We start from the raw sequence: 24701 nt of genomic DNA, 5'->3' as shown, positions 1-24701 counted from the left end.
TTTCCATGGCACGCCGCAAGAACGAATCCCAGCGCGTCGACCTGTCCGCCTTCGACCAGGCCGGCGCCCGGGTCATCGACAACCCGCTGTCCACCGAGGTGGAAGACTCCTACCTGGAGTACGCCTACTCGGTCATCCACTCCCGCGCCCTGCCCGACGCCCGCGACGGCCTCAAGCCCGTCCACCGGCGCATCCTCTGGTCGATGTACGAGCAGGGCCACCGCCCCGACCGCCCGTACGTCAAGTCGGCCCGCGTCGTCGGCGACTGCTTCGTGCGGGGAACTCTCGTCTCGACACCCGAGGGGCTCCGACCGGTCGAGGGCTTCGACGTCGGCGACCTGGTCCACGATCCGGACGGCCACGTCGTGCCGGTGACGGCCGTGTATGAGAACCCCGTCTCGTCACTCATCAAGGTCACCTGGACCAATGGGCACACGATGACCGTGACACCGGGCCAGAGGTTCCGGGTCGTCACCGACGACTACCGCACCGAGTGGGTCGACGCCAAGGACCTGCCGGGTCGGTTGGTCGTCACGGCAAGTCCGGGCCGCCCGGTCACCGTAGAACCGGGCGAGGGTAATCCCTATGCCTACGTACGCGGATTGATCGTGGCGGAAGGGTTCGCCGTCGACCGCGCGCGTGCCGCGGATGGACGAGTCCGCATTCACATGTGTGACGTCGAGCCGCTGGACTTCGCGCACGGGTGGGCCATCGAGGCCGGGTTGAACGTCTCGCGCGGCAAGCGGGAGCGGGCCAAGCCGACCCACCGAGATCAGCACATTCTGACCTTCGCGCGGCATGAGGGGCTTCTCGAGGCCGGATCACCTCTCAGTGATCAGAAGAGCGTGCCCGCCGACGTGCTGGCCGACCGCCGGGCGTGGCTGCCCTTCCTGGCCGGCTTCTTCGACGGCGACGGATACGTCCGGAAGACGCGCCGCGAAGTCGTTCTGGTCAGCACCAGCCGGAAGCTGCTCGGCCAGCTCTACGCGATTCTCGCCGACCTCGGGATCACGGGGCACTACTGGACCAGCGGCCGGACCTCGGGTCACAAGCCGTTGTTCGGGCTGTCGTTCTCCGGCGAGGACGCCCGCGCGCTGGCCTCGGCCATGCTGCCGTTCGTCAAGATCGGCCTCAAGCAGGACGGTCTGCGCGCCATCCTCGACATCAAGTACCAGTACGGAAAGAAACAGGGCAGCGACCGGCTTCCGGGAAAGGCTCTCTTCGAGGCGTTCAGCGAGGCGCACCTCGGCGGCGGCTGGTTCCGTGGTGCTGATGGAAGGACCTTCCGGTCGGCCGTCGACGTTCGCTACGGCAAGGATCGCCATGGCGTGTCGCTCGCCGAACGAGGCTTCCCGCTGACGATGGCCGAGCGTGAGGGCTGGATCGAGAAGCTCGACCGGATCGGTTCGCCGCTCGGCCCTCGTCTTGCGGCCCTCTCCGGGTTCTCGTTCCTCGGGGTCGAATCGGTGGAGGAGCTTCCGGACGACACCACCTTCGACATTCAGGTCGGCACCGACGAGCATGCCTTCGTCGCCGAGGGCAGCGTCGTGCACAACTGCATGGGTAAATACCATCCGCACGGCGACGTGGCCATTTACGACGCCATGGTGCGGCTGGCACAGGACTTCTCGTTGAACGCTCCACTCATCGACGGGCATGGAAATTTTGGTAGCCCAGACGATGGACCGGCCGCCAGCCGTTACACCGAAGCCCGCATGTCGAACGAGGCGATGCTGCTGGTCGGCGAGCTGGGCGAGGGCACGGTCGACTTCAAGCCGACCTACGACGGCTCCGACCTCGAGCCCAAGGTGCTGCCGGCGGCGTTCCCCAACCTGCTGGTCAACGGCACGTCGGGCATCGCGGTCGGCATGGCGACCAACATGATCCCGCACAACCTGGGCGAGGTGGTCGCGGCCGCGCGGCACCTGATCACCAACCCCGAGGCCGACCTCGACGAGCTGATGCGCTTCGTGCCCGGGCCCGACCTGCCGACCGGCGGTCAGCTGCTCGGGCTCGACGAGGTGCGGCGGGCCTACGAGACCGGCCGGGGCGTGGTGCGCATGCGGGCCCGCGCGCAGACCGGCCTGCTGGAGGGCGGCCGGGGACGCCAGGCGATCACGGTCACCGAGCTTCCGTACGGCGTCGGCACCGAGAAGATCATCGAGGCCATCACCGACGAGGTGAAGGGTAAGATGATCACAACCGGGCCGAAGCGTGGCCAGCGGCAGGCGGCCCGCCTCGTGGGCATCGCCGACGTCAAGGACCTGACCGACCGCGAGCACGGCACCCGCCTGGTCATCGAGTGCAAGGTCGGCGTCAACCCGCAGGCGCTGCTCGCCGACCTCTACCGCCTGACCCCGCTCGAGACCTCGTTCGGCATCAACAACCTGGTGCTGGTCGACGGGCAGCCGCAGACGCTCGGGCTCAAGGCGCTGCTCGAGGTGTTCGTCCAGCACCGCTACGACGTGGTCACGCGGCGTACCGAATACCGGCGGTCGAAGCGGCAGGACCGGTTGCACCTGGTCGACGGCCTGCTCATCGCCCTGATCGACATCGACCGGGTGGTCGCGATCATCCGGGGCAGCGACGACGCGGCGGCGGCCCGGACGGCGTTGATGGCCGAGTTCTCGCTGTCCGAGATCCAGGCCAACTACATCCTCGACACCCCGCTGCGCCGGCTGACCCGCTTCGACCGCATCGAGCTGGAGGAGGAGCAGTCCCGCCTCCGGGACGAGATCGCCGCGCTCAGCCGCATCCTCGACAACCGAGACGTCCTGGAGCAGGTCGTCTCGGACGAGCTGGCGTCGGTCACCGCCGATTTCGACGGCGCGCGGCGCACCACGCTGATCGACGGCGACCTCAAGGAGGTGCTGGCCGCGTCCGCGCCGGCCGGCCCGCTCGAGGTGGCCGATGACCCCTGCCAGGTCATTCTCTCGGCCACCGGGCTCATCGCCCGCACCGCGGCCGAGAGCGAGGAGGCCACCGAGGCGCGGCGACGCTCCGGGCGGGTCAAGCACGACGCCGTACGCGCGACGATCCACTCCACGGCTCGCGGGCGCATCCTGCTCGTCACCAGCCGCGGCCGCGCGTTCAAGACCGACGTGCTGCCCCTGCCCGTCCTGCCCGAGCAGATCGGCACGGTGTCGGTCCGCGGCGGCATGTCGGCGTCCGAACTGGTGCCGCTCGAACCGGGGGAGAAGGTGGTCGGCCTGGCCCCGCTCACGCCCGGCGACTCGCCCGGCCTCGCGATGGGCACCCGCCACGGTGTGGTCAAGGTGTGCGCGCCCGAGTGGCCGGTCCGCTCCGACGAGTTCGAGGTCATCACGCTGAAGGACGGTGACGAGGTCCTCCAGGCGACGTGGCTGACCGCGGCCGGCACCGAGGCGCTGGCCTTCGTCACGTCCGACGCGTCGCTGCTCCGCTTCCCGGCCAAGCTGGTGCGTCCGCAGGGCCTGAAGGGCGGCGGCATGGCCGGCATCAACCTGACCCCCGACGCGGAGGTCCTCACGTTCAACGTGGTCAACACGGCCGACGACACCCACGGCGAGCCCATGGTCGTCACCTCGACCGGCACCCAGGTCAAGCTGACCCCGTTCGCGTCCTACCCGGCGAAGGGCCGCGCCACCGGCGGCGTGCGGGTGCAGCGCTTCCTGAAGGGCGAGACCCAGCTGACGCTGGCCTGGGTCGGACCCCGCCCGGTCGGCGCCACCACCACCGGCGACCCGGTCGAGCTCCCCGAGCCCGACACCCGCCGGGACGGCTCCGGCACCGCGGTCATGATGGCCCCCCAGATCATCGGCCACCTGATCGAACGCGGCTGACCACTTGAGGCCGCACCTGTTCCCGCCGGGCGGGCCGCGCTTGTTCCACGAGCGGCCCGCCCGTTCCTCCAGCCGGACGCGGGGCAGCAGCCGCGCTGGGCCGGCCGGGTCGCCGCAGGCGTAGCGGGCGGTCTCGTCGCCCGGCCAGTCGAGGCCGCTGACCAGCGCGCTCCGATCGGTATCGGCGGGCAGGTCCGGCGTCGGGACGTCCTCGCCCGCATCTTCGACATTGGCCGAGCAGGTCTCGCCGCCCGTCGCCGGCCAGCTGATCCGGGTCGCGGTCGCTCGCATCCCGCATCTGGTGCCGCGAACTCGGGCCGCAGGCAATCACCTGGCCGGGTCAGCGCGGCGACCGCCTGGGTGCCGTCGGGTTCGGCGGGGGCACGGCCGGCAGGCGGCGCCCGGTTCCCGGCAGGCGGCGCCCGGTTCCCGGCAGGCTGCGCCCCGTCGCAGCTTGCGCCGCCATGAGGTGGCCCAGTTGAGCCCGACCCGGAACCCAGCCGCCGGGATTGTCGACCGTTGCCACCTGATGCGACCGGATGAAAGCCCGGACCATCGGCTCGTCGGGTGAGAGTCGCCGAGAGCGACCGTCAGCGCGCGGCAGACCCGGTCGGCCGAGGCGGCATGGAAACTCTCGAAGAAATCCGCCGCCGCCCGCGACGACCCCGGAGAAAGGGCGCCGTGTTCCGCGCCGCCGACCTCGCCGACCTCGCCGACCTCGGTGGCCCCCGGCACTTGAGCGCGCCGCGCTAGCGTTTCGGCCATGCGGTTGCGGCAGGGTGGGCGGCGGGTTGACCTGGTGCTCGGGCTGCTGCTGCTTGCCGGGGTGCTTACCGGCATCGCGGCTAACACTGTCGGGGTCGGCTGGCCGCTCGACCTGATCCAGATCTATGCCGCCGCGGCGCTGGCGATTCTGCTGCTCACCCCGTGGAAGTTCGTCGTCGCGCGGCGGGGGCTCGGTAAGAAGCGACGCCCCTGGCCGGTCAAGGGGCTGTCGCTGGGCCTCGCGTTCTTCGTGCTGGTCGCCGTCGGCAGCGGGCTGCTGCACTCGACCGGGCGGGCCGAGTTCGTCGGGCCGCTCACCCTCATGCAGATCCACGTCGGCTCGGCTGTCGGGGCCGTGGTCGTGCTGGTCGCCCACTTCCTGTTCCATGCGGTCCGGCCTCGCCGCGGGGACGCCGACCGCCGGGCCCTTCTCCGGCTGGCCGTGCTCGGCGGGGGCGCGGCGGTGGCGACCGCGGCCTGGGACACCTGGGCGGCCACCAACCGGCGCTTCACCGGGTCGGTGCCGAAGGCGGAACTCGAGGTCACGTCGTGGTTCAACGATGGCATTCAGGAGGTCGATCCCACCGCGTACCGCCTGGGGGTGGGGAAAGCGGAGCTTGACCTCGACGCCGTCCTTGCCCTGCCGCGCGAGACGTTCGAGGCGGTCCTCGATTGCACCAGCGGCTGGTACAGCCGTCAGCAATGGCACGGCGTCCGGCTGAGTGCGGTGCTCGCCTCCGTCGGGGTCACCCCGGGTCGGAGCGTCGAGGTCAGGTCGAGGACCGGGTACGCGCGGTGGTTCGGCGCCGACACCCTCGACGATGTCTGGCTGGTCACCCACGTGGGTGGGTTCCCGCTGTCGTACGGCCACGGCTTCCCGGCCCGCATCGTCGCCCCGGGCCGCCGCGGCTTCTGGTGGGTCAAGTGGGTCACCTCGATCCAGCCGTCCGACCGGCCGCCCTGGGCTCAGTCGTTCTTCCCGCTGAGCTGAGATGCCGGCGTTACTTGAGCGACGAGCCCCGCGGGGTCGTAGTGCGCCCGGATGCGGGCCCGGCGCGGGGTGTTGGTCAGGTAGTACGGCTCGTCGGGCGGCAGGGCCGGGTCGGGGAAGTTGGGGTAGGCGCCGCCCGTGCCGTACGGGTGGGTCAGCGCGTAGGACTCGTCGAGCCAGGGCCCGGGCCGGTCGGCGGGCGCAACGGTGGCGGTCTGCTTGAGGAGGAACCGGGCATCGCGGTGCGGGAACGCCGTGGCGTCGGCGGCGATCCGGTTGTAGCCGCCGCCCCACGGGGAGAAGTCCAGCTCGCGTTCCTCACCCGGTAGGCGGTCCGCGAGCAGGCGTTCGATCAGGGGCCAGGCGGGAAGAGGCTCGCGGAAGTATTCGGAGTGGAGGTAGGCCCAGCGCGGGTCGGGGGTGTCGTCGCCCCCGGAGAGCCACTGCTTGGTCGCCAGGTGGGTGCCGCGGCGCCGATCGTCGGACACCGGCCGGACGCCGAGCCGGCGGATCAGGTCGTCGACGGCAGCGCCCCCGGGTGCGGCACCGAAGACGGTCACGATCAGATCGGGGACGCCCGGGCCGGAGGCGGCCGGGGCGGTGGTGACGAGGCTCGGGGCCACCGCGTCGTCCAGGTCGGGCAGGCAGGCCTGCCAGGCGTCGAGGACGTCGGCGGCGGACGTGGCGGGGAAGGTCAGCCGGAACGCCGTCGAGTCGGGCGCCGGAACCGTCCGGAAGGTCAGCGACGTCACCACCCCCGGAGCGCCGCCGCCGCGCAGCATCCACAGCAGGTCGTCGTCGGCCTCGACGGCGCGGCCGTCGGCCCGGACCATGGTCGCGGCCAGCAGTTGGTCGCACGTCAGCCCGTATCGCCGGCCGAGAATGCCGAGCCCGCCGCCGAGCGTCAGCCCCGAGATGCCGACGGTCGGGCCGCACCCGGCCGCGATCGTGCGGCCGTGCGCCGCCAGCCGGGCGTAGACCTCGGCCAGCCGGGTTCCCGCACCGATCACCGCCCGGTCGCCGTCGACCTCGACGCCCGACATCGGGCTCACGTCGATCACTACGCCGGTGGTGGTGGAGCGTCCGGCGAAGCAGTGGCCTCCACTGCGTACGGCCACCGGCTGGGCGGCGGCTCGCGCCGCGGAAAGCGCTTCGGCTATGTCGTCGGTTGCGGCACACCGGCGTACGGCAAATGGCCGCACCGCCGCAAAGCGTGACAGAACCACAGCGCGCCTCCCACCCTCGGTTGAGTGGGCCCCATTCAAGCAGCCGGGTCCGACATCTTTCCGCCGTCGTCCACCGCGTCCCGTCCGTCGCGGGGGCCGAAGGCGGCCAGCGCCTCGGCGTCGCTGCCCTGCGACCGCACGTACTCGTCGGCCCACGCCTGCACGTCCGGGTAGGCCGAGCCGGCAACCACGCTCGCCACCGCGGCGTCGACGTCGATGTCGACCCGGCGCAGCGAGACCTCGCCGGCCCGCAGCAGGGCCCAGTGGCCGCCCGCGCCGCCGTACGGCATGCCGATGCTGCCCGGGTTGACGACCGTCCGGCGGTCGACGAGCCGCACGAACGGCATGTGGGTGTGCCCGCAGACCACCGTCCGCACCTCGTCGGCCAGGTCGGCGAAGACCTCGGCCCACTTGGCGAGCCGCGTGTCGACCAGGACCACCTCCTCGTCGTCGCGCGGGGTGCCGTGGCAGAACACCACCGGCCCGAAGCCGTCGACCTCCAGGAACACCGGATGCGGCAGGCCCTCGAGCAGCCGCAGATGGTCCGCGGTCAGCTGGGCGGCCGCCCAGACGTCGATCTCGTAGGGCGACGGCTCGCCCCGGCGGATCGCGACCAGTTCACGGTCGGCGTTGCCGCGCACCAGCACGACGTTGTCGAGGCTGGTCAGCAGGTCGAGCACCGGCGCCGGCTGCGGCCCCGACGCGTGGTCGCCGCAGACGACGATGCGGTCGGCCCGCTTGACCTCGGGCTGGGCGAGAACTTGTTCGAGCACGGGCAGCACCCCGTGCACGTCGGCGATGACGGCGACCGTGTCCATCCCATGCACAGTAGGCCAGAGTTGGGGGCATGGAGCCGCGCATCGTCGTCCCGCAGGCGTTCCTCGACATGCCGCGCTGGTGGCACGAGGGTGCCGATTGGCTGGCCGCACTCCCGGACACCGCGGCGGCGATCTGCCGGCGCTGGGACCTGCGGCTCGACGGCGAGCCGCAGCACGGCTCGAACGCTCTGGTGTTTCCGGTCCGGCGCGGCGACCAGTGCCTCGCCCTGCGGCTGACGCCGCCGGGGCAGGAGGTCACCGATCAGGTTGCGGCGCTGCGGTTCTGGGACGGCCGGGGCACCGTACGCCTGGAGGCCGCCGACCCGGCGGCCGGAGCGATGTTGCTGGAACGCCTCGCGATGGACGGTTCGCTGCGGGCGCTGCCGATCGGGGAGGCGTTGGCCGTGCTCGGCGCGATGATGCGCCGCCTGGCGGTGCCCGCGCCTTCCTCGGTGCCGAGTACGGCCGAGATCGTCGCGACGCGGGCGGCCGCCCTGCCGTCGGACTGGGAGCGGCTCGGGCGGCCGTTCGACAAGGCGTTCCTGTCGCTCGCGCTCGACGCGGCCGCCCGCCTGGCCGAGTCGGACGGCCACCTGGCGGTCGACGGTGACCTGCATTCGGGTCAGGTGCTGCGGGGCACGCGCGAGGAGTGGCTGACGGTCGATCCGGTGCTGCTGCGCGGGGATATCGCCTACGACCTGGGCCGGATGCTGTGGACCCGGCTCGACGAGCTGCCGGACATCCGCGCCGGCTTCGACATCGCGGTCTCCGCGGCCCGGCTGGACGCGGCCCGGGCGCGGGACTGGGTGGTGTTCCGGGCGATCGACTACTGGCTCTGGTGCCTGTCGCACGGGCTGACCGAGGATCCGGTGCGCTGCGAGCGACTGACCCGCGTCTTCGCCTGACCGAGCCGGGCGTTTCCAAGAAATTGTGGTTCCCCGTTTGGACGATCACCCATTCCGGCTCACCGGTAACCCGTGACGCTCATTCATGTGAACTCACGGTCCTTGTCGGCATAGCGGCGACCGGGGCGGGTAGTGGGCGGCGTACCGAACGAAAGGAGCACCCCTCATGATCGGTACCGAGCACATCCACCGGCTGTCCGGGCGGGAACTGCACGACCGTGACGGCAACAAGATCGGGACCGTGGGTCAGATCTGGGACGACGGCGCCGGCCGCCCCGGCTGGGCCAGTGTCCGCACCGGACTGTTCGGCATGAACGAGTCCCTGGTGCCGCTGAACGACGCCGAGCTGCGGGACGACCACGTGGTCGTGCCCTACGACAAGGCCAAGGTCAAGGACGCGCCGAACGTCGACGCCTCCGACGACGAGCCGCTGGACACCGACGGCGTCGACCGGCTGTACCAGCACTACGGCCTGAACTCCGCGGACAGCTCCCGTGATTACGACGCCGGCACGACGAGTGACACCGGATACGCCGGCGCGACCGGCACGGAGGCGGGATACGCCGGCTCCACCGGCACGGAGGCCGGTTACGCCGGCAACACCGGGCAGGAGAACGGCTACGACCGGGACACCACGGCCGGCGCGAGCGACGGAATGACCCGTTCCGAGGAGCGGCTCAACGTCGACAAGCAGCGTGAGCAGGTCGGCCGGGCCCGCCTGCGGAAGTACGTCGTGACCGAGCAGCAGCAGGTCGACGTGCCGGTCCAGCGCGAAGAGGTCCGCCTCGAGCGCGAGCCGATCACCGACGCCAACCGTGGCGCGGCCTACGACGGGCCGGCCATCACCGAGTCCGAGCACGAGGTGACCCTGCACGCGGAGCGGCCCGTGGTCGAGACCGAGGCCGTACCGGTCGAGCGGGTCCGTCTGGGCAAGGAAACCGTGACCGATCAGCAGACGGTCGGTGGCGAGGTGCGCAAGGAGCGGGTCGAGGCCGACCTGCCGGACGAGGACGGCCGTCGCGCGCTGGACTGAGCGAAGGTCAGGGGTACGAGAAGGATGCCGTGCCTCCCGGAATGAGGCACGGCACCCTTCGCCCGCGCCGCGTTGCCGGCCGGTCCGCGGGGCCGGTCACGAGCGTACGAGAAACGAGTGTGTTATTTGCTCGGCGCGGGGACCGCGCACTTGATCTTGGGGTTGACGCCGAGCCAGTTGAGCGGGCCGGCGATGACCGTGACCACGACCGTGCCGGCCTTGGCGCAGCTGGCGTCGCCGTTGTCCTTGAAGTAGCCGCGTTCATAGGCGGCTACGCCGCCGATGATCAGCCACAGGAGAATGATCAGGCCGCCGATCGAAGTGCCGCGCATCGGGTTCTCCTAGGTCGTGAGGAATGTGCCCGCGAATACCCCGATGGCGTCGATCTCTAAACGACGGCCTGCAAGGTGTAGCTGTGGGGCAGGCGTTCGGGGCGGTCGACGAGTTGCCACTCGCCGCCCTCGAGTTCGCGCATGTGGCCGGGGAGGGCGTTCCACGGGACGGACCGGTGCTCGATCAGCGTGGTGACGGTCAGGCCGGCCTCGAGGAGCGCGGTGACGATCTCGCCGATGCCGTGGTTCCACTCGTGGGTGACAGTCGCCTGGAACTGGTGGTCGGTGGTCACATAGGTGTAGGGCTCGTCGATGACGAGCGCATCCTTCTGCTCGAAGTAGGCCGTGTCCAGCGCGAGCAGGTCGTCCTCGCGGTCGTAGTCGAGGGACCACAGCACCGGGTGGCCCTCGCGGAGGTGCAGGCGGCCGCCCGGCCGGAGCAGTGAGCGGACGGTCCGCGCCCAGCGTTTGATGTCGGGGAGCCAGTTGAGGGCGCCGACGCCGGTGTAGACCACGTCGAAGTCGCCGTCGAGCACCTCCCGGGCGCGATAGACATCTGACTCGACAAATCGGACCTTCTCCCCGGATGAGGCGGAGGCGACGAACCGCCGCGCCTGGTCGAGGACCGGTGCCGAAAAATCGAGGCCGACGACGGCCGACGCACCCAGCCGGGCCAGCGACAGCGTGTCGTGACCGAGATGGCACTGCAGGTGGACCACCCGCTGCCCGTCGAGCGACCCGAGGCGCGGCCGGTCGAAGCGCACCGTATCGCTCAGGAACGCCGGGTCGCCGGCGAAGCGCGACAGCCCGTACTCCGGGGAGACCGCATGCACGGCCGCCCGCTCGTCCCAGTTGGTGCGGTTGACGTCCAGATAGTCGGTCACGCGGGCACGATATCGCCCGCGCGTACGCGCCCGCCTACGGATTTTCCGACCGATGGCGTTAGATGGGACAGCAGTCGAGCGGAGACGGGGTGCAGTGGCTTGGAGACCAGGCGGACAACGGTGCGGGACGTGCGCCGGGCCAACCGGTCCAGCCTGCTCACCGACCTCTTCCACGGCGGCCGCCAGAGCCGTCAGCAACTCGGCGCCACCACCGCGCTCAGCCAGGCCAGCGTCAGCAACCTGATCGGCGAGATGATCGACGAGGGGCTGGTCGAGGAGGCGGGCCTGGTCGGTTCCGACGGCGGGCGCCCGCGGGTGCTCCTGCAGGTGCGGCCCGATTTCCGGTACGTGGTGGGCGCCGACGTCGGCGAGACCCGCATCGTGGTCGAGCTCTACGACCTGGCCATGAACCGCCTGGCCGCCGCCAAATACCAGCACGACGACGATCCCGACCAGGTCGCCCGCCAGCTGCTGACCGGCCTCTCGGCGGTGATCGAGGAGGCCGGGGTCGCGCCCGAGAACGTCCTCGGCTACGGCGTCGGCGTGCCCGGCGTGGTCGATCAGGGCGTGGTCTATTCGCAGGTCACCGGCTGGGACGCGGTTCCGCTCGGCGACGTGCTGGCCGGTGGCACCTCGGTGCCGGTCTTCGTCGAGAACGGTGCCAAGACCGTCGGCCAGGCGGAGATGTGGTTCGGCGCCGGGCGCGGCGCGCGCCATGCGGTCATCATTCTCATCGGTACGGGCGTGGGCGCGGCCGTCGTCATGGACGGTCACAGCTATCGCGGGGCGAACAGCAACGCCGGCGAGTGGGGCCACACCACGCTCGTCTACGACGGCGATCTGTGCCGGTGCGGGGCGCGGGGTTGTCTCGAGGCGTACGTCGGCGCCGACTCGATCAACAGGCGACTGGCCGGCGTCGCCGGGGAGGAATATGACCTCCAGACGGCGCTCGCGGACAAGCCTCACAGCGAGAAAGTGGCCGAGGTCTTCGCGCAGACCTGCGGCTACCTGGGCGCCGGCATCGCCGACCTGATCAACCTGTTCAGCCCCGAGCGCATCGCGATCGGCGGCGGGGCCGGGCTGCCCCTGGCCGAGCGGTTCCTGCCCGAGATCCGGGCCGCGGCGGCCGCGCACGCGCTGCGCCGCCCGTACGCCCAGACCACCATCGAAGCGTGCCTGCTCGGCCCGGAGGCCGTGGCGATGGGCGCCGCGACCCTGCCGATCGCCCGGCTGCTCGCCGAGGGCGGCCTGCCGGCCCCGCAGGAGGAAGAGATCCTGCTGATCCGCAAGCCGCCCGCGGCAAGGCGATAAGACTAGGCCCGGATGCGGGCGATCGTGTCGCGCAGCCAGAGGGCGCTCTGCTTCGGCGTCCGCGTCTGCGTGTCGTAGTCGACGTGCACGATCCCGAAGCGCTTGGCATAGCCGTACGCCCACTCGAAGTTGTCGAGCAGCGACCACGCGAAGTAGCCCCGCACGTCCGCGCCCTGCGCCCGCGCGTCGGCGACCGCCGCCAGGTGGGTGGCGAGATATTCGGTGCGGTCGTCGTCGCGTACGGTGCCGTCGGCCGCCACCTCGTCGGCGAACGCGGCACCGTTCTCGGTGATCACCAGCGGCAGGCCGGGGTAGTCGCGGTGCAGCCGGACCAGCAGCTGGGTGAACCGTTCCGGGGTGATCGGCCAGTCCATCGCCGTGCGCGGGGTGTCCGGCAGGACCGAGCGCACCACCGGCTCGCCGTTGTCGTCGTGGGTGCGTCCCTGCTCGTCGGTGCCGGCGAAGTTCTGCCCGAAGTAGAAGTTTACGCCCAGCCACTCGAAGGGCGTCGAGATGATGTCGAGGTCGCCCTCCTGGACCGGGAACGCCGATCCGCGCTCGGCCAGGTCGGCCACGATGTCGGCCGGGTAGCGGCCGTAGCGCAGCGGGTCGAGGTAGATGCGGGTGCCCATGCCGTCGGCCCGGCGGGCGGCGTCCCGGTCGGCCGCGCTGTCCGAGGCGGGGTCGGCGGTGCCCATGTTCAGCGTGATCCCGTACGTGTGCGGGCGCGTCTCCGCCGCCCGCATCGCCTGCGTGGCCAGGCCGTGCCCGAGCAGCAGGTGGTGCACGGCGTTGATCGCCGCGTCGTGGTCGCGCCGCCCGGGTGCGTGCACGCCGACCTGGTAGCCGAGCCACGCCGAGCACCACGGCTCGTTGAGCGTGCTGAACGTGTCGACCCGGTCCTGCAGCTTGTCGAAGACCAGCATCGCGTAGTCGGCGAACCGGTACGCCGTGTCGCGGGCCGGCCAGCCGCCCGCGTCCTCCAGTTCCTGCGGCAGGTCCCAGTGGTACAGCGTGACCCACGGGTCGACGTCGGCGGCCAGTAGTTCGTCGACCAGCCGGTCGTAGAAGGCCAGGCCGGCCGGGTTGGCCGGGCCGCGGCCGCCGGGCTGCACCCGGGGCCAGGCCACCGAGAACCGGTACGCGTCCACGCCCAGACTCTTGATCAGCGCCACGTCCTGCGGCATCCGGTGGTAGTGGTCGCAGGCGACGTCGCCGTGGTCGCCGTTCGCGACGGCTCCGGGCACCCGGCAGAAGGTGTCCCAGATGGACGGCGTGCGCCCGTCCTCGGCGACCGCGCCTTCGATCTGGTAGGAGGACGTCGCGACGCCCCAGGTGAAGGCCGGAGGGAAGTCGACCTCGGCGACAGATGGGGCAAAGCGGGCGGTGGGGTTCATGACTCTCCAGTGAGCGGGGATTGGGGGCGGGGCCGGCCCTTCTTGAGGGAGCCGGCCCCGGGGGACGTCAACCGACGGGCTGCTGCGCCGGGTGCAGCCAGCAGGCCACCGACCGGGTCGCGCCGTCCGGGGTGTCCGGGCGGCCGAGCACCGGGATCCGGTCGTCGCACGGCTCGAAGGCCTTCGGGCAGCGGGGGTGGAACGAGCAGCCGCTCGGCATGCCGGCGAGGTCGGGCGGGGAGCCCGGGATGCCGGCCAGCTCGCGGCGATGGCCGCGCAGCGCCGGGAACGAGTTGAGCAGACCCTTCGAGTACGGGTGCAGCGCATCCCGGTAGAGAGTGGACGCCGGGGCCTCCTCGACGATCCGGCCGCCGTACATGATCGCGATCCGGTTGGAGAACTCGACCAGCAGCGACAGGTCGTGGGTGATGAAGACGACCGAGAAGCCGAGCCGTTCCCGCAGTTCGATCAGCTGGCCCAGGATCTGCCGCTGCATCACCACGTCGAGCGCGGTCGTCGGCTCGTCCATGATGACCACCTGGGGCTGCAGGATCAGCGCCATGCCGATCATGACGCGCTGCCGCATGCCGCCCGACAACTGGTGCGGGTAGGCGTCCATCCGGTCGGCCGAGATGCCGACCAGCTTCAGCATCTCGCGGGCCCGGGCGTCGCGGCTGTGCGCACTCATCTCCGGCTCGTGGGCCTTCAGCACGTCGGTCAGCTGGGTGGAGATCTTGTGGACCGGGTTGAGCGAGTTCATCGCGCCCTGGAACACGATCGCCGTCTCGGCCCACCGGAACTGCCGCAGTGCCCGGTCGGAGAGCCCGAGCACGTCGTAGGGCGAGCCCTTGTCGGGGTGGTAGATGACCTCGCCACCGGTGATCACACCCGGAGGAGCGAGCAGCCGGGTCAGGCCGTAGGCGAGGGTCGACTTGCCCGAGCCGCTCTCGCCGGCCAGGCCGAGCACCTCGCCGCGGTGCAGGGTCAGGCTGACGTCGCGGACCGCGCGGACGGCCCGGTCGCCGAGACCGTAGTCGACGTTGAGCTTGCGGATCTCGAGTACGGGTTCAGGCATTGTTGGGGACCTCCCGTGCCACCGGCGTGGCGCCGTCCGGGTTGATCTTGGGTGTCGGGGTGGACGACAGCACCGGCGTGAAGCCGATCCGCATCCGCACCGTCCGGCCCGAGACCGTCTTGACCTTGGTCTTGCCGGCGCTGCGCAGGCGGGGGCTGACGAACTCGTCGATGCCGAAGTTGATCAGCGACAGCGAGGTGCCGAGGAACGCGATCGCCAGGCCGGCGGGGACGAACCACCACCACGCCTTCTGGCCGAGAGCCTGCTGGCCCTGGGCCCAGAAGAGGATGGTGCCCCAGTTCCAGCCGTTGTTGACGACGCCGATGAAGGCGAGCGTGATCTCGGAGAGGACGGCGAACAGCACCGTGCCGACGAAGCCGGCCGCGATCACTGCGGTCAGGTTGGGCAGCAGCTCGAAGATGATGATGCGCCAGGTCTTCTCGCCGGTCGCCCGGGCCGCCTCGACGTAGTCGCGCCGGCGCAGCGAGAGCGTCTGCGCCCGCAGCACCCGGGCGTTCCACGACCACGAGGTGAGGCCGATGATCAACGCGATCAGGGTGTCGCTGACGTTGCTGAGGATCGAGGTGATGATGATCATCAGCGGGATGGCCGGGATGACCAGGAAGACGTTGCTCAGCGCGGACAGGCCGTCGTCGGTCTTGCCGCCGATGTAGCCGGAGGTCACGCCGATCAGCACCGACAGCACGGTCGCCACGATGCCGGCCAGGAAGCCGACGTAGACGACGCTGCGGGTGCCGACCAGCAGCTGGCTGAAGACGTCCTGGCCGAGGTGGGTGGTGCCGAGCAGATGGTGCGCGGACGGGCCCTTCACCAGCTCGTTGCCGCGCGCGTCCGGGTCGTACGGCGCCACCCACGGCCCGATGATCGAGAACAGCACGTAGATGCCGAGCAGGACCAGGCCGGTCGCGGCCTTCGGGTTGCGCAGGAAGCTGAACCGGCGCCGCTTGGCCGGTTTGGCCGCCTCCGGCTGGGCCATCGAGCCCTGGCTGGGGATGACCTGCTCGATGCTCGAGGTGGGAATCGTCATCGCTCAGCCCTCCTTACGGGTACGCGGGTCGAGGAGCAGGTACGCGATGTCGGCCAGCAGGTTGGCCACCAGCACGGCCAGCGTGATCACCAGGAAGATGCCCTGCATCAGCGGATAGTCCTTGGACTGCAGGCCTTCCAGCAGGGTGAACCCGAGACCGGGGTACGAGAAGACGATCTCCACCAGCAGGGTGCCGCCGACGATGAAGCCGAGCGACAGCGCGAAGCCGGAGACGCTGGGCAGCAGCGCGTTGCGCGCCGCGTAGCTCATCGCCACCCGCCGGCCGGACAGGCCCTTGGCGTGCGCGACGGTGATGTAGTCCTCCGAGGAGACCGTGATCATCATGTTGCGCATGCTGAGGATCCAGCCGCTGACCGAGGAGATCAGGATGGTGAGCGCGGGCAGCAGGCTGTGCCGGATCGCGCTCGGGATGAAGTAGCCGTCCCAGGCGGGCACCAGGTTGGAGTCGAAGCCGCCGGACGAGGGGAAGAAGCTGCCCGGACCGGCCAGCAGGTAGATCGCGATGATCCCGAGCCAGAAGTAGGGCACCGACGAGAAGAACGTGGTGACCGGCAGCAGGCCGTCGGCCCACGAGCCGCGCCGCCAGCCGACCAGCACGCCCAGCCCGGTGCCGAGCAGGAAGCTGATCACCGTGGTGATGCCGACCAGCATCACCGTCCAGGGCAGCGCCTGGCCGATGATCTGCGAGACCGGTGCCGGGAAGAAGGTGAACGACAGCCCGAGGTCGCCGTGGAACAGCTGCTGCCAGTAGTGGATGTACTGGGTCCACAGGCTCTCGTGCTTGTCGAGGCCGAACAGGGCGTACAACGACTGGATTGCCTGGGTGCTGATCTGCCCCTGCCGCTTGGCGATCAGGGCGTCCACCGGATCGCCGGGCGCCAGGCGCGGAATGAAGAAGTTCAGGGTGATCGCGGCCCACAGCGTGAACAGGTAGAACGCGATGCGCTGGAGGAAGTACTTCATACCGACGCCCCCTTGACCGCGGCCGAACCGGGGGTTTCGGCGGCGACGGTGGCCTCGTCGAAGAGCCAGCACGCGGCCCAGTGGCCGGGTGCGTCGCCGATCTCGATCTTCTCCGGCAGATCGGTGGTGCAGCGCGCCATCGCCATCGGGCAGCGCGGATGGAACCGGCAGCCGGCCGGCGGGTGGATCAGGCTCGGCGGCTCGCCGGTGCCCTGGTCCTCGACCGAGCCGCCCACGCCGGTCAGGCGGTCCGGGTCGGGCGCCGAGTCGATCAGCAGCCGGGTGTACGGGTGTGCGGGCGACTGCGTGACGGTCTCGCTGTCGCCGCCCTCGACCATGCGGCCGGCGTACATCACCATCGTCTCGTCGGCGAAGTAGCGGGCCGACGCGATGTCGTGGGTGATGTACAGGATTGCCAGGTTGAGGCGCTCCTTGAGGTCGCGCAGCAGGTTGAGCACGCCGAGCCGGATCGAGACGTCCAGCATGGACACCGGCTCGTCGGCCAGCAGGGCCTCGGGTTCCGCGGCCAGCGACCGGGCAATCGCGACGCGCTGCCGCTGACCGCCGGAGAGCTCGTGCGGGAACTTGTCCAGGTAGCGTTCGGGCGGCGTGAGACTGACCCGGCCGAGCAGGTCGTGCAGCGCGCTCTCGAGGTCCTCGGCGGTGCTGCCCGCGTGGTGGTGGATCTTCAGCGCGCGGGTGAGGTGGTACCGGATGGTGTGCACCGGGTTCAGGGACGCGAACGGATCCTGGAAAATCATCTGCACCCGGGCCGCGTACGTGCGAAACTGACGCCCCGGCCGGACGTGGGTGGTCTTCCCGTGCAGGCGGATGTCGCCGCCCGTGCGGGGATAAAGCTGGGCGAGCAGCCGGGCCATGGTGGACTTGCCCGAGCCGGACTCGCCGACCAGGGCGACCACCTGGCCGCGCCGCAGGGTCAGGTGCACATCATCGACGGCGTGCACCGCGTTCTGCTGTTGGGAGAAGAGTCCGCGCAGCGTCCGGCGGACGGGGAAGTGCTTGGTCAGGCCGATCGCCTCGAGCACAACCTCGCCGGCCGGTGCCTTCGCGTCCTGGGTCGACGTCATGATCGGTGTTCCTTTGTGGAAAACGAGGGGCATCCGGATACCGCTGTTGACCGGTCCCCGCACGGCACGCCGCGCGGGGACCGGCCCGGTCAGGCGGTCAGGACTTGGCGGGCTGGAGCTTGAGAACGATCTGCAGCTCGTACGGCTGGGTCGGCTGGCCACCCGAGTACGGGTCGGAGTCCGACGGCCATCCGGTCCAGTACTTGTCGTTGAAGGCCATGCCGACGTTGTCGGAGCCGACCGGGAGGATCGGGACCTGCTCGACGAAGATCTTCTCGAGGGTGTTCAGCGCCGTGGTGCGGTCGGCGTCGCTGGCCGCGTTCTGGTACGCCTTGAGCGCGGCGGTCGCCTCGGGGCTGTTGAAGCGGCCGTAGTTGCCGTTCTTCGACGCGGTGCCGACCGGCTTGAGCAGGGCACCGTCCATGATGGTCTGGTAGATGTCGTACGGCGTCGCGCCGCTGTTCGTCCAGTGCATCATCGCGTCGAAGTCACCCTTCTGGGTGTCGGCGTCCCACGCGTCCTGGTTGGGCTTCTCGACGGTGGCCGCGATGCCGATCTGCGACAGGTTGTCCTTGATCAGCTCGAGCGTGGTCTGGTAGTCGGACCACGGGGCCGGGTCGGTCAGCTTGATCGTGACCGGCTTGCCCGACGGGTCGGTCAGCTTGTTGCCGTTGAGCTTGTAGCCGGCGCCCTGCAGCAGGGTCTTGGCGCCCGCCACGTCGACGGTCAGCTTCTTACCCTTGTACTCAGGCGCGATGTACGCGTCGCCGGCGCCGTTCGGCAGGCCGGTCACGCTGTCGATCTGCGGGTGGAAGTAGCCGGACTCGGCCTGGTTGAAGATGTCCGCCCGGTTGATGACCATGTTCATGGCCTGGCGCAGCTTCGGGTCGTCGAACGGCTTCTTGGTGGTGTTGAGCCAGAGGCCGTGGATGCCGAGGACGCCGGGGGCCCAGACCTTGTGGTGGGCCGGGTCCTTGGCCTCGAAGACCTGCTGCACGTTCGGGATGAAGACGAAGCTCCACTCCGACTCGTCGTTGGCCAGCGCGGTGCCCTGGGTGTCGTTACCGGAGTAGGAGACCGCCCGGACCTCCTTGACCTTGGGCAGGTTCTGCCAGTAGCCGCCGTCGGTACGCAGGTCGAGCGTGGCACCGGCCTGGGTGAACGACTTCAGGACGTACGGGCCGCTGCCGACCGGCTTGGCGTTGGTGTCCTTGACCGGGTCGGCGATGGTCGACCAGATGTGCTTGGGCACAATCGGGATCTGCGCGATGATCTTGTTCTGGTTGACGAACTGCGACGACGTGAAGGTCGCGTGCACGTTGTTGCCGGTCGCCGTGACCTGGTCGAACGGGATCACGTTCTGGTTCAGGTCGGGCTTGCTCTTGAGCAGGTTGAATGTGTATGCCACGTCGTCGCCGGTCAGCGCCTGGCCGTCCTGCCACTTCGCGTTGTCGCGCACCGTGATGTCGACCGACTTGTAGTCGGACGCCCACTTCACCGAGGTGGCCAGCCACGGCGTCATCGGGTCGGCCGGCTTGACCGGGTTGAACTGCTGCAGCGGCTCGTAGATCAGCCACTGGTACGCCATCGCGCCGGCTGAGGAGGTGGTGGCGAACGGGTTGTTGTTCTCCGTCTGGTTGCCGTTCGGCATGCCGATGGTGAGGTAATCCCGGCCGCCGGAGCTCGACTTGGCGTTCTGTGCGTTAGGGGAGTCGCCGCACGCGGCCAGGCCGCCCGCGACGAGCATGCCCGCGGCGGCGACCGCGAACAGTTTCCTGCGTTGCATCGGAATTTTCTCCTCGAATGTAGCGGAATCGGGTGAGAGGGGTGCCCGAGAAGGGCGTGCGTCATCGCGGCGCCGGCGGGGTGGCCGGTTCCGGGATTTCGCCGTGTTGCGTGGGTGTCGGTCGGATTCAGGAGGTGGTGCTGTGCGGACCCGCGACCGTGGATCCCCGGACGACGAAGCTCGCCGGAATGACGGTCGGGCGGTTGGGCAGGGGTGTGCCCTCGAAATGTGCGAGCAGGGTGCGGGCCGCCGCCTCACCCATCTCTCTTGCCGGTTGGTGGACAGTCGACAGTGACGGCTGGGTGTGTGCCGCCGTGGGTATGTCGTCGAAGCCGACGACCGCGACGTCCTGCGGGATGCGCTTGCCCCGGTCGAGCAGGCCCTGCATGGCGCCGATCGCGGAGAGGTCGTTGTGGGCGAAGACCGCGTCGAACTCGATCCCGGCGTCCAGCGCTTCCTGTACGCCGGCCACGCCGCACTCGACGGTGAAGTCACCGGTGCACAGGCGCTCGGACGGGATCGGGTGGCCGGCGGCGGCGAACGCGGCCGCGAAACCGTCCAGCCGCTGGACGGTGCAGCCGAAGCGCTCCGGCCCGGCGATCACGAGCGGCCTGGTGCGGCCGATCTCGAGCAGGTGGGTGGCCGCGGCGCCGGCTCCGGTGTGGTTGGTGGTGCCGACGCTCGGGATCTGGATCTGATCCGAGATCTGGTCGCGGTCGTCGATGAGCACCACCGGCAGCCCGCGGGCGTGCAGGGTGGTGATGTAGTCGAGGGTGCCCTCCGGCTCGATCACCAGCAGGCCGTCGAACGACTTGGCCGAGACCTGGGCGCCGAACTGGCGCATCGACTCCTCACCCCGGTTGCAGGTGAACAGGAGGAGGCCGTAGCGCTCGGTTTCGAGGACGTCGACCGCGCCCTGCAACAGTTCGGCCATCCACGGCCAGGTGAGCGAGGGCACCAGCATGCCGACCACCCGGGTGCGCCCGCGGGCGAGGCCGACGGCCCGGGAACTGGGCACGTAGCCGAGTTCATCGATGACCGCCCGCACCCGGGCCGCGGTGGATTGGTCCAGCTCACCCTTGCCGTTGAGGACGCGGGACACGGTCGTCTTGCTGACCTTGGCCCGGGCCGCCACATCGGCGATGGTGATTGGCACGTGTCCTCCTGGGTTGCCTGCCTGGTGTCACCGACTCGTTTCGCCGGGATTTCGGAACCGGTTTCGGAAGCGGTTCCGGCAGTTAACGACAGTGAAGCGGGTCACGTCAATGTGTAGGAGTCTTCATTTAGGTTTCAGGACGGTAACCGCGCGGCCGGGCCGCCTCTTAAATACGGATTTTCTCGGGTGAACCCGAAGTCGCCTCGCGGGCCAGATGAGGCAGCACAATGCCCAATGGGGCATCGACGACGATCCCCGCGTACGGCTCGCCGCGTGTCACTCCACGATTGACGATCGCGACCCGGATGCCGAGCTTGGCGGCCCGCAGCACGAACCGCCGCCCCGACATGACGGTCAGCGAGGAACCCAGCACCAGCAACGTGCGCGCGCTCCCGACCAGGGCGAAACTGCGCTCGACCCGGTCGATCGGAACCGTCTCTCCGAAGTAGACGACGTCCGGCTTGAGGAGACCGCCGCACCCCAGGCAGTCGACCACCCGGAAGCCGTCCAGCCCGGCGTCGTCGAGCTCGGCGTCGCCGTCCGGGTTGATGGCGGTCGCGACGCCCGCGAAGGCCGGGTTGGCGGCGTCCAGCCGGGCCGCCATCTCGGTGCGCCCGGTCAGCTCACCGCAGTGCAGGCAGGCGATGCGGGCCAGGTTGCCGTGCAGCTCGACCACGCCGTGCGCGCCCGCCGCCTGGTGCAGGCCGTCGACGTTCTGCGTGATGATGCCGTCGACCAGGCCGAGCCGCTGCAGATCGGCGACCGCGCGATGACCGTCGTTGGGCCGGGCGTCGCCGATGTTGCGCCAGCCGAGGTGGCTGCGCGCCCAGTAGCGCTGCCGGGCCACGTCGTCGCCGGTGAACGTCTGGTAGGTCATCGGAGTGCCGCGCCGCGCCGAACCCGACGGCCCGCGATAGTCGGGAATGCCGGAATCCGTGGACAACCCCGCGCCGCTCAGCACCACCACGCCGCCCTCGGCGATCCACCCGCCGAGCTCGGCCACCTGCCCCACCATCTGAAGGTCCACGCTTCCATCGTCCCTCGCCCGAACGAGGGGGTCGTAATCCCGCGGCGGACGTGCGGGTTTCCGCCCGAAACGGTAGGTTGGTCCATGTGACGGCAGTGACGCGTGTGCTTCCCCGGTTTTGGGACGGCCGGCGTCTTCTGCGCTTCCTGACCGGTTTGGCGATGCTTACGCTCGCTTTCACGGTCCACGTCACGCCGCCCGCGCCCGCCCTCCCGGCGGCGCCCGCGGCCGCCGTGGCGACCTCTCCGGCGGCGCCCGCCCACACAGCGGCTCAGCCGGCAGCCCAGCCGGCAGCCCAGTCGGCCCCCGTGCTTCCGGCTCTTCCGCCGGTCGAAACCCCGCTGCTCATCAGCGCGGCGGCCACCTTGCTGCTGATCGCGGGCTTCGCCCTTCGCGTACGCGCGGAGCGCGCCCCACCCCTCGCCTGACGTCCAGCCCGGTGCCGGCGGCCTCGCGCGCGAGGAGCCGCCGTGTGGCGGTGAGGGCTCACCCCGTACGGGAAAAGCCTCCGCCACGCCGTGCGTAAGCCGCACGACCAGCGCAATCACCCTCCAAGATCGCGTCTGTCAGTGAGGTGTCGTCCCGTGGGAACCAGCATGCACAGCTTCCTCATCTCCATCCCGATCGCCATCAGCCTCTGGGCCCTGATGCTGCTCGCCGTGGCCCTCGCCGTCGCACTGATGGCCAGGCCCCGCGCCACCGCGGCCCCGACCGCCGACCAGCCCACTGCCGACGGGCCCACCGCCGCCCGGTCTGCTGCCGCCCGGTCTGCTGCCGCCCGGTCTGCTGCCGCCCGGTCTGCTGCCGCCCGGTCTGCTGCTGGCCGGTTCCTTGCCGACCGGCTGTTTGCTGCTGGCCGGTCTGCTGGCGCCGAGTCTGCTGTCGCCGGATCTGGCGCAGCCGGGTCTGGCGCAGCCGGGTCAGACGCCGCCGGGTCAGACGCCGCCGGGTCGGACGCGGCCGGGCCTGGCGTCGGGCGGTCTGGCGTCGGGCGGTCTGGCGTCGGGCGGTCTGGCGTCGGGCGGTCTGGCGTCGGGCGGTCTGGCGTCGGGCGGTCTGGCGTTGGGCGGTCCGGCGTTGGGCGGTCCGGCGTTGGGCGGTCCGGCGGTGGCCGGTCCGGCGGTGGCCGGGTGCGGGGCGTCCGCCGTGTCGATGGTGGTCTGGCTGTCCGCTCGGTCGCGGATGACCTGCGCTTCGCCGGTGAGGTCGCCGTGGCCGCCGAGCGTGCGGCGGCCACCGCGGCCCGTGGCCGGGCCGGCTGGGAGGCCGCCGAGCGCGAACTCGACGCCGCCTGGGCGGCCTACCAGGAGGCCGACGCGGCCGCCCGCCGCACCTGGGCCGCCACCGCGTTCCCGCTGATGAGCCGGCGCCGCAAGCTGGGCGACAACGCCGACCGTGAGCGCTACCTCCATCACACCGCGACCGTCGCCTGCCGGCAGCGGGAGCTCTCGATCGCCCAGCTCAACGACGTCTACGCGCATCGCGGCTGGAACCCGCGTCTGCACCCGGCGGTGCAGGAATCCCTGCTGCGCAACGCGATCCGGGAAAATGCGTTCGCCAACTACCAGAAGGCGCAGCGGCGGGAGCGGGCCGCCTGGCAGGAGGCCGAGACCGCGGCCGAGGCCCTGCGCGCGCTGCGGGCCGAGGCGGCGGCCGCGTTCGGGCGCACCACCGCCGAGCAACCGGTGGCGAGCGAATTCTGGTGGGCCGAGCCGTGGACGACCGGGGAGCTGCCGGTGGCCGCCTGACATTCCACAGTGGATTTCGGGCAGGGCCGCCCACCTGGTCGATCGTGCGTTCGCGCGCGGCTGTCGTACCGGGCAGGTACCGTAACCGGGTAACGAGCAGAAGGGCAGGAAGACCGCGTGGCGCGTGCTTCACAATCGCCCGCGGCCCGGTTGCACCGGGCCGCGCGCATCGAGGATGCCGTCCACGAGATCGTCGTGCGCCGGTTGCGCAACCGCGGCTGGCAGCCGGTCATCACCGCCTACACCGGCTACGGGTCTCCCGGCTGGGCCCGGGTCATGGCCCGGGTCGTGCTCACCCGGCCGGCCACCTTCGGCCGAAGCCTGGACAAGGTGCGCGGCTGGCGCAGCTTCACCAGCTCACCCGTGCACGACGAGGTCGTCCGCATCCAGATGGGCGACCAGCTCACCGAGACCCGCACCGACCGCAGTGGTTACGTCGACTGCGTGGTCAAGGGCGACCTCGAGCCGGGCTGGGGGAGTGTGCGGCTGACCGCCGACGGCGCGGCTCCGGTCGAGGCCCCGATCCGGGTGATCGACCCGGCCTGCCGCTTCGGCGTCATCTCCGACATCGACGACACGGTGATGGTGACCGCGCTGCCCCGGCCGCTGCTCGCCGCCTGGAACACGTTCGTGCTCGACGAGCACGCCCGCATGGCCGTCCCCGGCATGGCCGTGCTCTACGAGCGCCTCGTCACCGCCAACTCCGGCGCCCCGGTGTTCTACCTGTCGACCGGCGCGTGGAACGTGGCGCCCACGCTCAGCCGGTTCCTCTCCCGGCACCTCTACCCGGCCGGCCCGCTGCTGCTGACCGACTGGGGTCCCACCCCGGACCGCTGGTTCCGCAGCGGCCAGGAGCACAAGCGCACCACGCTGCGCCGGCTGGCCGGCGAGTTCCCGCACGTCCGCTGGCTGCTGATCGGCGACGACGGACAGCACGACCAGGAGATCTACTCCGAGTTCGCGCACGCGCACCCGGAAAATGTGGCCGCCGTGGCGATCCGCCGGCTCTCGCCGACCCAGGCCGTGCTGGCCGGTGCCATCCCCGGCCCGGCCGGCAACCCCGAGGCGGTCGGCTCGGGCGGCAAGACCTGGTTCTCGGCGCCCGACGGTGCCGGCCTCTGGTCCCTACTCCGTGACTCCGATGTCGTCTGAGCCCGTGCTCTCCGACAGCCGCTGGTGCAGTCGTTCCCGCACCTCGTCGGACGTATACGCTCGCCGCTTGCGCTCGGCCCGCGCGACCACCACCCCGGTCGCCGCGACGCCTGCCAACCCGGCCAGTCCCACAACCTTCCACCAACGCATCGCT

Annotated in this window: 21 protein-coding genes and 2 pseudogenes; 10 read left to right on the top strand and 13 right to left on the bottom strand. The window is 70.7% G+C overall.

Annotated features, from left to right (window positions below):
• Positions 1–5 precede the first annotated feature (5 nt).
• From ACIA5C_RS06055 to ACIA5C_RS06040, 4 genes and pseudogenes are all read left to right on the top strand, one after another.
• A pseudogene (locus tag ACIA5C_RS06055) lies at positions 6–266 on the top strand (DNA gyrase subunit A); the annotation flags it as partial.
• A 6-nt stretch (positions 267–272) separates the two neighbouring features.
• A pseudogene (locus ACIA5C_RS06050) lies at positions 273–1088 on the top strand (LAGLIDADG family homing endonuclease); the annotation flags it as partial.
• Between the two features lie 18 nt (positions 1089–1106).
• Entirely contained in the window at positions 1107–3821 is a 2715-nt protein-coding gene (locus ACIA5C_RS06045) for a DNA topoisomerase (ATP-hydrolyzing) (RefSeq protein WP_396052045.1), read from the top strand.
• 763 nt (positions 3822–4584) lie between these two features.
• Positions 4585–5577: a molybdopterin-dependent oxidoreductase gene (locus ACIA5C_RS06040; protein ID WP_396051722.1), complete on the top strand. Its 993-nt coding sequence runs from the start codon at positions 4585–4587 to the stop codon at positions 5575–5577.
• Here ACIA5C_RS06040 and ACIA5C_RS06035 read toward each other — a convergent pair.
• Positions 5553–6779 carry an FAD-binding oxidoreductase gene (locus ACIA5C_RS06035; RefSeq protein WP_396051720.1) on the bottom strand — a complete coding sequence of 409 codons (1227 nt, stop codon included), beginning with the start codon at positions 6777–6779 and terminating at the stop codon, positions 5553–5555. The genes ACIA5C_RS06040 and ACIA5C_RS06035 overlap by 25 nt on opposite strands.
• Positions 6780–6838: 59 nt before the next feature.
• Positions 6839–7621: a metallophosphoesterase family protein gene (locus ACIA5C_RS06030; RefSeq protein WP_396051719.1), complete on the bottom strand. Its 783-nt coding sequence runs from the start codon at positions 7619–7621 to the stop codon at positions 6839–6841.
• A gap of 29 nt (positions 7622–7650) precedes the next feature.
• Here ACIA5C_RS06030 and ACIA5C_RS06025 point away from each other — a divergent pair, with 29 nt between their 5' ends.
• Both ACIA5C_RS06025 and ACIA5C_RS06020 read left to right on the top strand, forming a co-directional pair.
• Positions 7651–8526 carry an aminoglycoside phosphotransferase family protein gene (locus ACIA5C_RS06025; protein ID WP_396051716.1) on the top strand — a complete coding sequence of 292 codons (876 nt, stop codon included), beginning with the start codon at positions 7651–7653 and terminating at the stop codon, positions 8524–8526.
• A 166-nt stretch (positions 8527–8692) separates the two neighbouring features.
• Entirely contained in the window at positions 8693–9559 is an 867-nt protein-coding gene (locus ACIA5C_RS06020) for a PRC and DUF2382 domain-containing protein (protein WP_396051714.1), read from the top strand.
• A gap of 122 nt (positions 9560–9681) precedes the next feature.
• Here the strand turns inward: ACIA5C_RS06020 and ACIA5C_RS06015 are convergent, their stop codons facing one another.
• Both ACIA5C_RS06015 and ACIA5C_RS06010 read right to left on the bottom strand, forming a co-directional pair.
• Positions 9682–9891, bottom strand: a complete 210-nt coding sequence (locus ACIA5C_RS06015) for a hypothetical protein (protein ID WP_396051711.1) — start codon at positions 9889–9891, stop codon at positions 9682–9684.
• 56 nt (positions 9892–9947) lie between these two features.
• Complete coding sequence (locus ACIA5C_RS06010; protein ID WP_396051708.1) at positions 9948–10775, bottom strand: class I SAM-dependent methyltransferase; 828 nt, start codon at positions 10773–10775, stop codon at positions 9948–9950.
• A 99-nt stretch (positions 10776–10874) separates the two neighbouring features.
• On the opposite strand from ACIA5C_RS06010, the gene ACIA5C_RS06005 reads away from it, so the two are divergent.
• Positions 10875–12086 (top strand): ROK family protein, encoded by a 1212-nt coding sequence (locus ACIA5C_RS06005; RefSeq protein WP_396051705.1) that lies wholly within the window; start codon positions 10875–10877, stop codon positions 12084–12086.
• A 2-nt stretch (positions 12087–12088) separates the two neighbouring features.
• Here ACIA5C_RS06005 and ACIA5C_RS06000 read toward each other — a convergent pair whose 3' ends face one another.
• The 8 genes from ACIA5C_RS06000 to ACIA5C_RS05965 all read right to left on the bottom strand — a co-directional run bounded on the left by ACIA5C_RS06000 (position 12089) and on the right by ACIA5C_RS05965 (position 21635).
• Entirely contained in the window at positions 12089–13483 is a 1395-nt protein-coding gene (locus ACIA5C_RS06000) for a GH1 family beta-glucosidase (RefSeq protein ID WP_396051702.1), read from the bottom strand.
• A 67-nt stretch (positions 13484–13550) separates the two neighbouring features.
• Positions 13551–14558 carry an ABC transporter ATP-binding protein gene (locus ACIA5C_RS05995; protein ID WP_396051700.1) on the bottom strand — a complete coding sequence of 336 codons (1008 nt, stop codon included), beginning with the start codon at positions 14556–14558 and terminating at the stop codon, positions 13551–13553.
• On the bottom strand, positions 14551–15606 hold the full coding sequence (locus tag ACIA5C_RS05990; RefSeq protein WP_396051698.1) for an ABC transporter permease: 1056 nt from the start codon (positions 15604–15606) through the stop codon (positions 14551–14553). Before ACIA5C_RS05990 ends, ACIA5C_RS05995 begins: the two co-directional genes overlap by 8 nt.
• Positions 15607–15609: 3 nt before the next feature.
• Positions 15610–16590: an ABC transporter permease gene (locus tag ACIA5C_RS05985; RefSeq protein WP_396051696.1), complete on the bottom strand. Its 981-nt coding sequence runs from the start codon at positions 16588–16590 to the stop codon at positions 15610–15612.
• Positions 16587–17678 (bottom strand): ABC transporter ATP-binding protein, encoded by a 1092-nt coding sequence (locus tag ACIA5C_RS05980; protein ID WP_396051695.1) that lies wholly within the window; start codon positions 17676–17678, stop codon positions 16587–16589. Before ACIA5C_RS05980 ends, ACIA5C_RS05985 begins: the two co-directional genes overlap by 4 nt.
• 97 nt (positions 17679–17775) lie before the next feature.
• The gene (locus tag ACIA5C_RS05975) at positions 17776–19464 is read right to left on the bottom strand and encodes an ABC transporter substrate-binding protein (protein WP_396051692.1); all 1689 of its coding nucleotides are present in this window, start codon (positions 19462–19464) and stop codon (positions 17776–17778) included.
• Between the two features lie 127 nt (positions 19465–19591).
• Positions 19592–20620, bottom strand: a complete 1029-nt coding sequence (locus ACIA5C_RS05970; protein WP_396051691.1) for a LacI family DNA-binding transcriptional regulator — start codon at positions 20618–20620, stop codon at positions 19592–19594.
• Between the two features lie 166 nt (positions 20621–20786).
• Positions 20787–21635, bottom strand: coding sequence for an NAD-dependent protein deacetylase (locus tag ACIA5C_RS05965; RefSeq protein ID WP_396052044.1), 849 nt, complete (start codon positions 21633–21635; stop codon positions 20787–20789).
• Positions 21636–21808: 173 nt separating this feature from the next.
• Between ACIA5C_RS05965 and ACIA5C_RS05960 the strand changes: the two genes are divergently transcribed.
• From ACIA5C_RS05960 to ACIA5C_RS05950, 3 genes are all read left to right on the top strand, one after another.
• Positions 21809–22075 carry a hypothetical protein gene (locus ACIA5C_RS05960; RefSeq protein ID WP_396051688.1) on the top strand — a complete coding sequence of 89 codons (267 nt, stop codon included), beginning with the start codon at positions 21809–21811 and terminating at the stop codon, positions 22073–22075.
• A gap of 702 nt (positions 22076–22777) precedes the next feature.
• Positions 22778–23395, top strand: a complete 618-nt coding sequence (locus ACIA5C_RS05955; protein WP_396051685.1) for a hypothetical protein — start codon at positions 22778–22780, stop codon at positions 23393–23395.
• 117 nt (positions 23396–23512) lie between these two features.
• Positions 23513–24547: an App1 family protein gene (locus ACIA5C_RS05950; protein WP_396051682.1), complete on the top strand. Its 1035-nt coding sequence runs from the start codon at positions 23513–23515 to the stop codon at positions 24545–24547.
• On the opposite strand, the gene ACIA5C_RS05945 is transcribed toward ACIA5C_RS05950, so the two are convergent.
• Positions 24521–24697: a hypothetical protein gene (locus ACIA5C_RS05945; RefSeq protein WP_396051679.1), complete on the bottom strand. Its 177-nt coding sequence runs from the start codon at positions 24695–24697 to the stop codon at positions 24521–24523. The genes ACIA5C_RS05950 and ACIA5C_RS05945 overlap by 27 nt on opposite strands.
• Positions 24698–24701: the final 4 nt, after the last annotated feature.

This window comes from Actinoplanes sp. NPDC051343 (assembly GCF_044455125.1).
Classification (GTDB): domain Bacteria; phylum Actinomycetota; class Actinomycetes; order Mycobacteriales; family Micromonosporaceae; genus Actinoplanes.
Note: the sequence above shows the minus strand (reverse complement) of the source record. Positions and strands in the feature narration are given on the sequence as shown.

What these genes read in the sequence shown, in the direction of transcription:
- ACIA5C_RS05980 (WP_396051695.1), bottom strand. Translation starts at nt 17,678, where the DNA reads ATGACGTCGACCCAGGACGCGAAGGCACCGGCCGGCGAGGTTGTGCTC.
- ACIA5C_RS05995 (WP_396051700.1), bottom strand. Translation starts at nt 14,558, where the DNA reads ATGCCTGAACCCGTACTCGAGATCCGCAAGCTCAACGTCGACTACGGT.
- ACIA5C_RS05990 (WP_396051698.1), bottom strand. Translation starts at nt 15,606, where the DNA reads ATGACGATTCCCACCTCGAGCATCGAGCAGGTCATCCCCAGCCAGGGC.
- ACIA5C_RS05965 (WP_396052044.1), bottom strand. Translation starts at nt 21,635, where the DNA reads ATGGTGGGGCAGGTGGCCGAGCTCGGCGGGTGGATCGCCGAGGGCGGC.
- ACIA5C_RS06030 (WP_396051719.1), bottom strand. Translation starts at nt 7,621, where the DNA reads ATGGACACGGTCGCCGTCATCGCCGACGTGCACGGGGTGCTGCCCGTG.
- ACIA5C_RS06045 (WP_396052045.1), top strand. Translation starts at nt 1,107, where the DNA reads ATGCTGCCGTTCGTCAAGATCGGCCTCAAGCAGGACGGTCTGCGCGCC.
- ACIA5C_RS05975 (WP_396051692.1), bottom strand. Translation starts at nt 19,464, where the DNA reads ATGCAACGCAGGAAACTGTTCGCGGTCGCCGCCGCGGGCATGCTCGTC.
- ACIA5C_RS06020 (WP_396051714.1), top strand. Translation starts at nt 8,693, where the DNA reads ATGATCGGTACCGAGCACATCCACCGGCTGTCCGGGCGGGAACTGCAC.
- ACIA5C_RS05945 (WP_396051679.1), bottom strand. Translation starts at nt 24,697, where the DNA reads ATGCGTTGGTGGAAGGTTGTGGGACTGGCCGGGTTGGCAGGCGTCGCG.
- ACIA5C_RS06000 (WP_396051702.1), bottom strand. Translation starts at nt 13,483, where the DNA reads ATGAACCCCACCGCCCGCTTTGCCCCATCTGTCGCCGAGGTCGACTTC.
- ACIA5C_RS06015 (WP_396051711.1), bottom strand. Translation starts at nt 9,891, where the DNA reads ATGCGCGGCACTTCGATCGGCGGCCTGATCATTCTCCTGTGGCTGATC.
- ACIA5C_RS06025 (WP_396051716.1), top strand. Translation starts at nt 7,651, where the DNA reads ATGGAGCCGCGCATCGTCGTCCCGCAGGCGTTCCTCGACATGCCGCGC.
- ACIA5C_RS05960 (WP_396051688.1), top strand. Translation starts at nt 21,809, where the DNA reads ATGCTTACGCTCGCTTTCACGGTCCACGTCACGCCGCCCGCGCCCGCC.
- ACIA5C_RS06040 (WP_396051722.1), top strand. Translation starts at nt 4,585, where the DNA reads ATGCGGTTGCGGCAGGGTGGGCGGCGGGTTGACCTGGTGCTCGGGCTG.
- ACIA5C_RS05985 (WP_396051696.1), bottom strand. Translation starts at nt 16,590, where the DNA reads ATGAAGTACTTCCTCCAGCGCATCGCGTTCTACCTGTTCACGCTGTGG.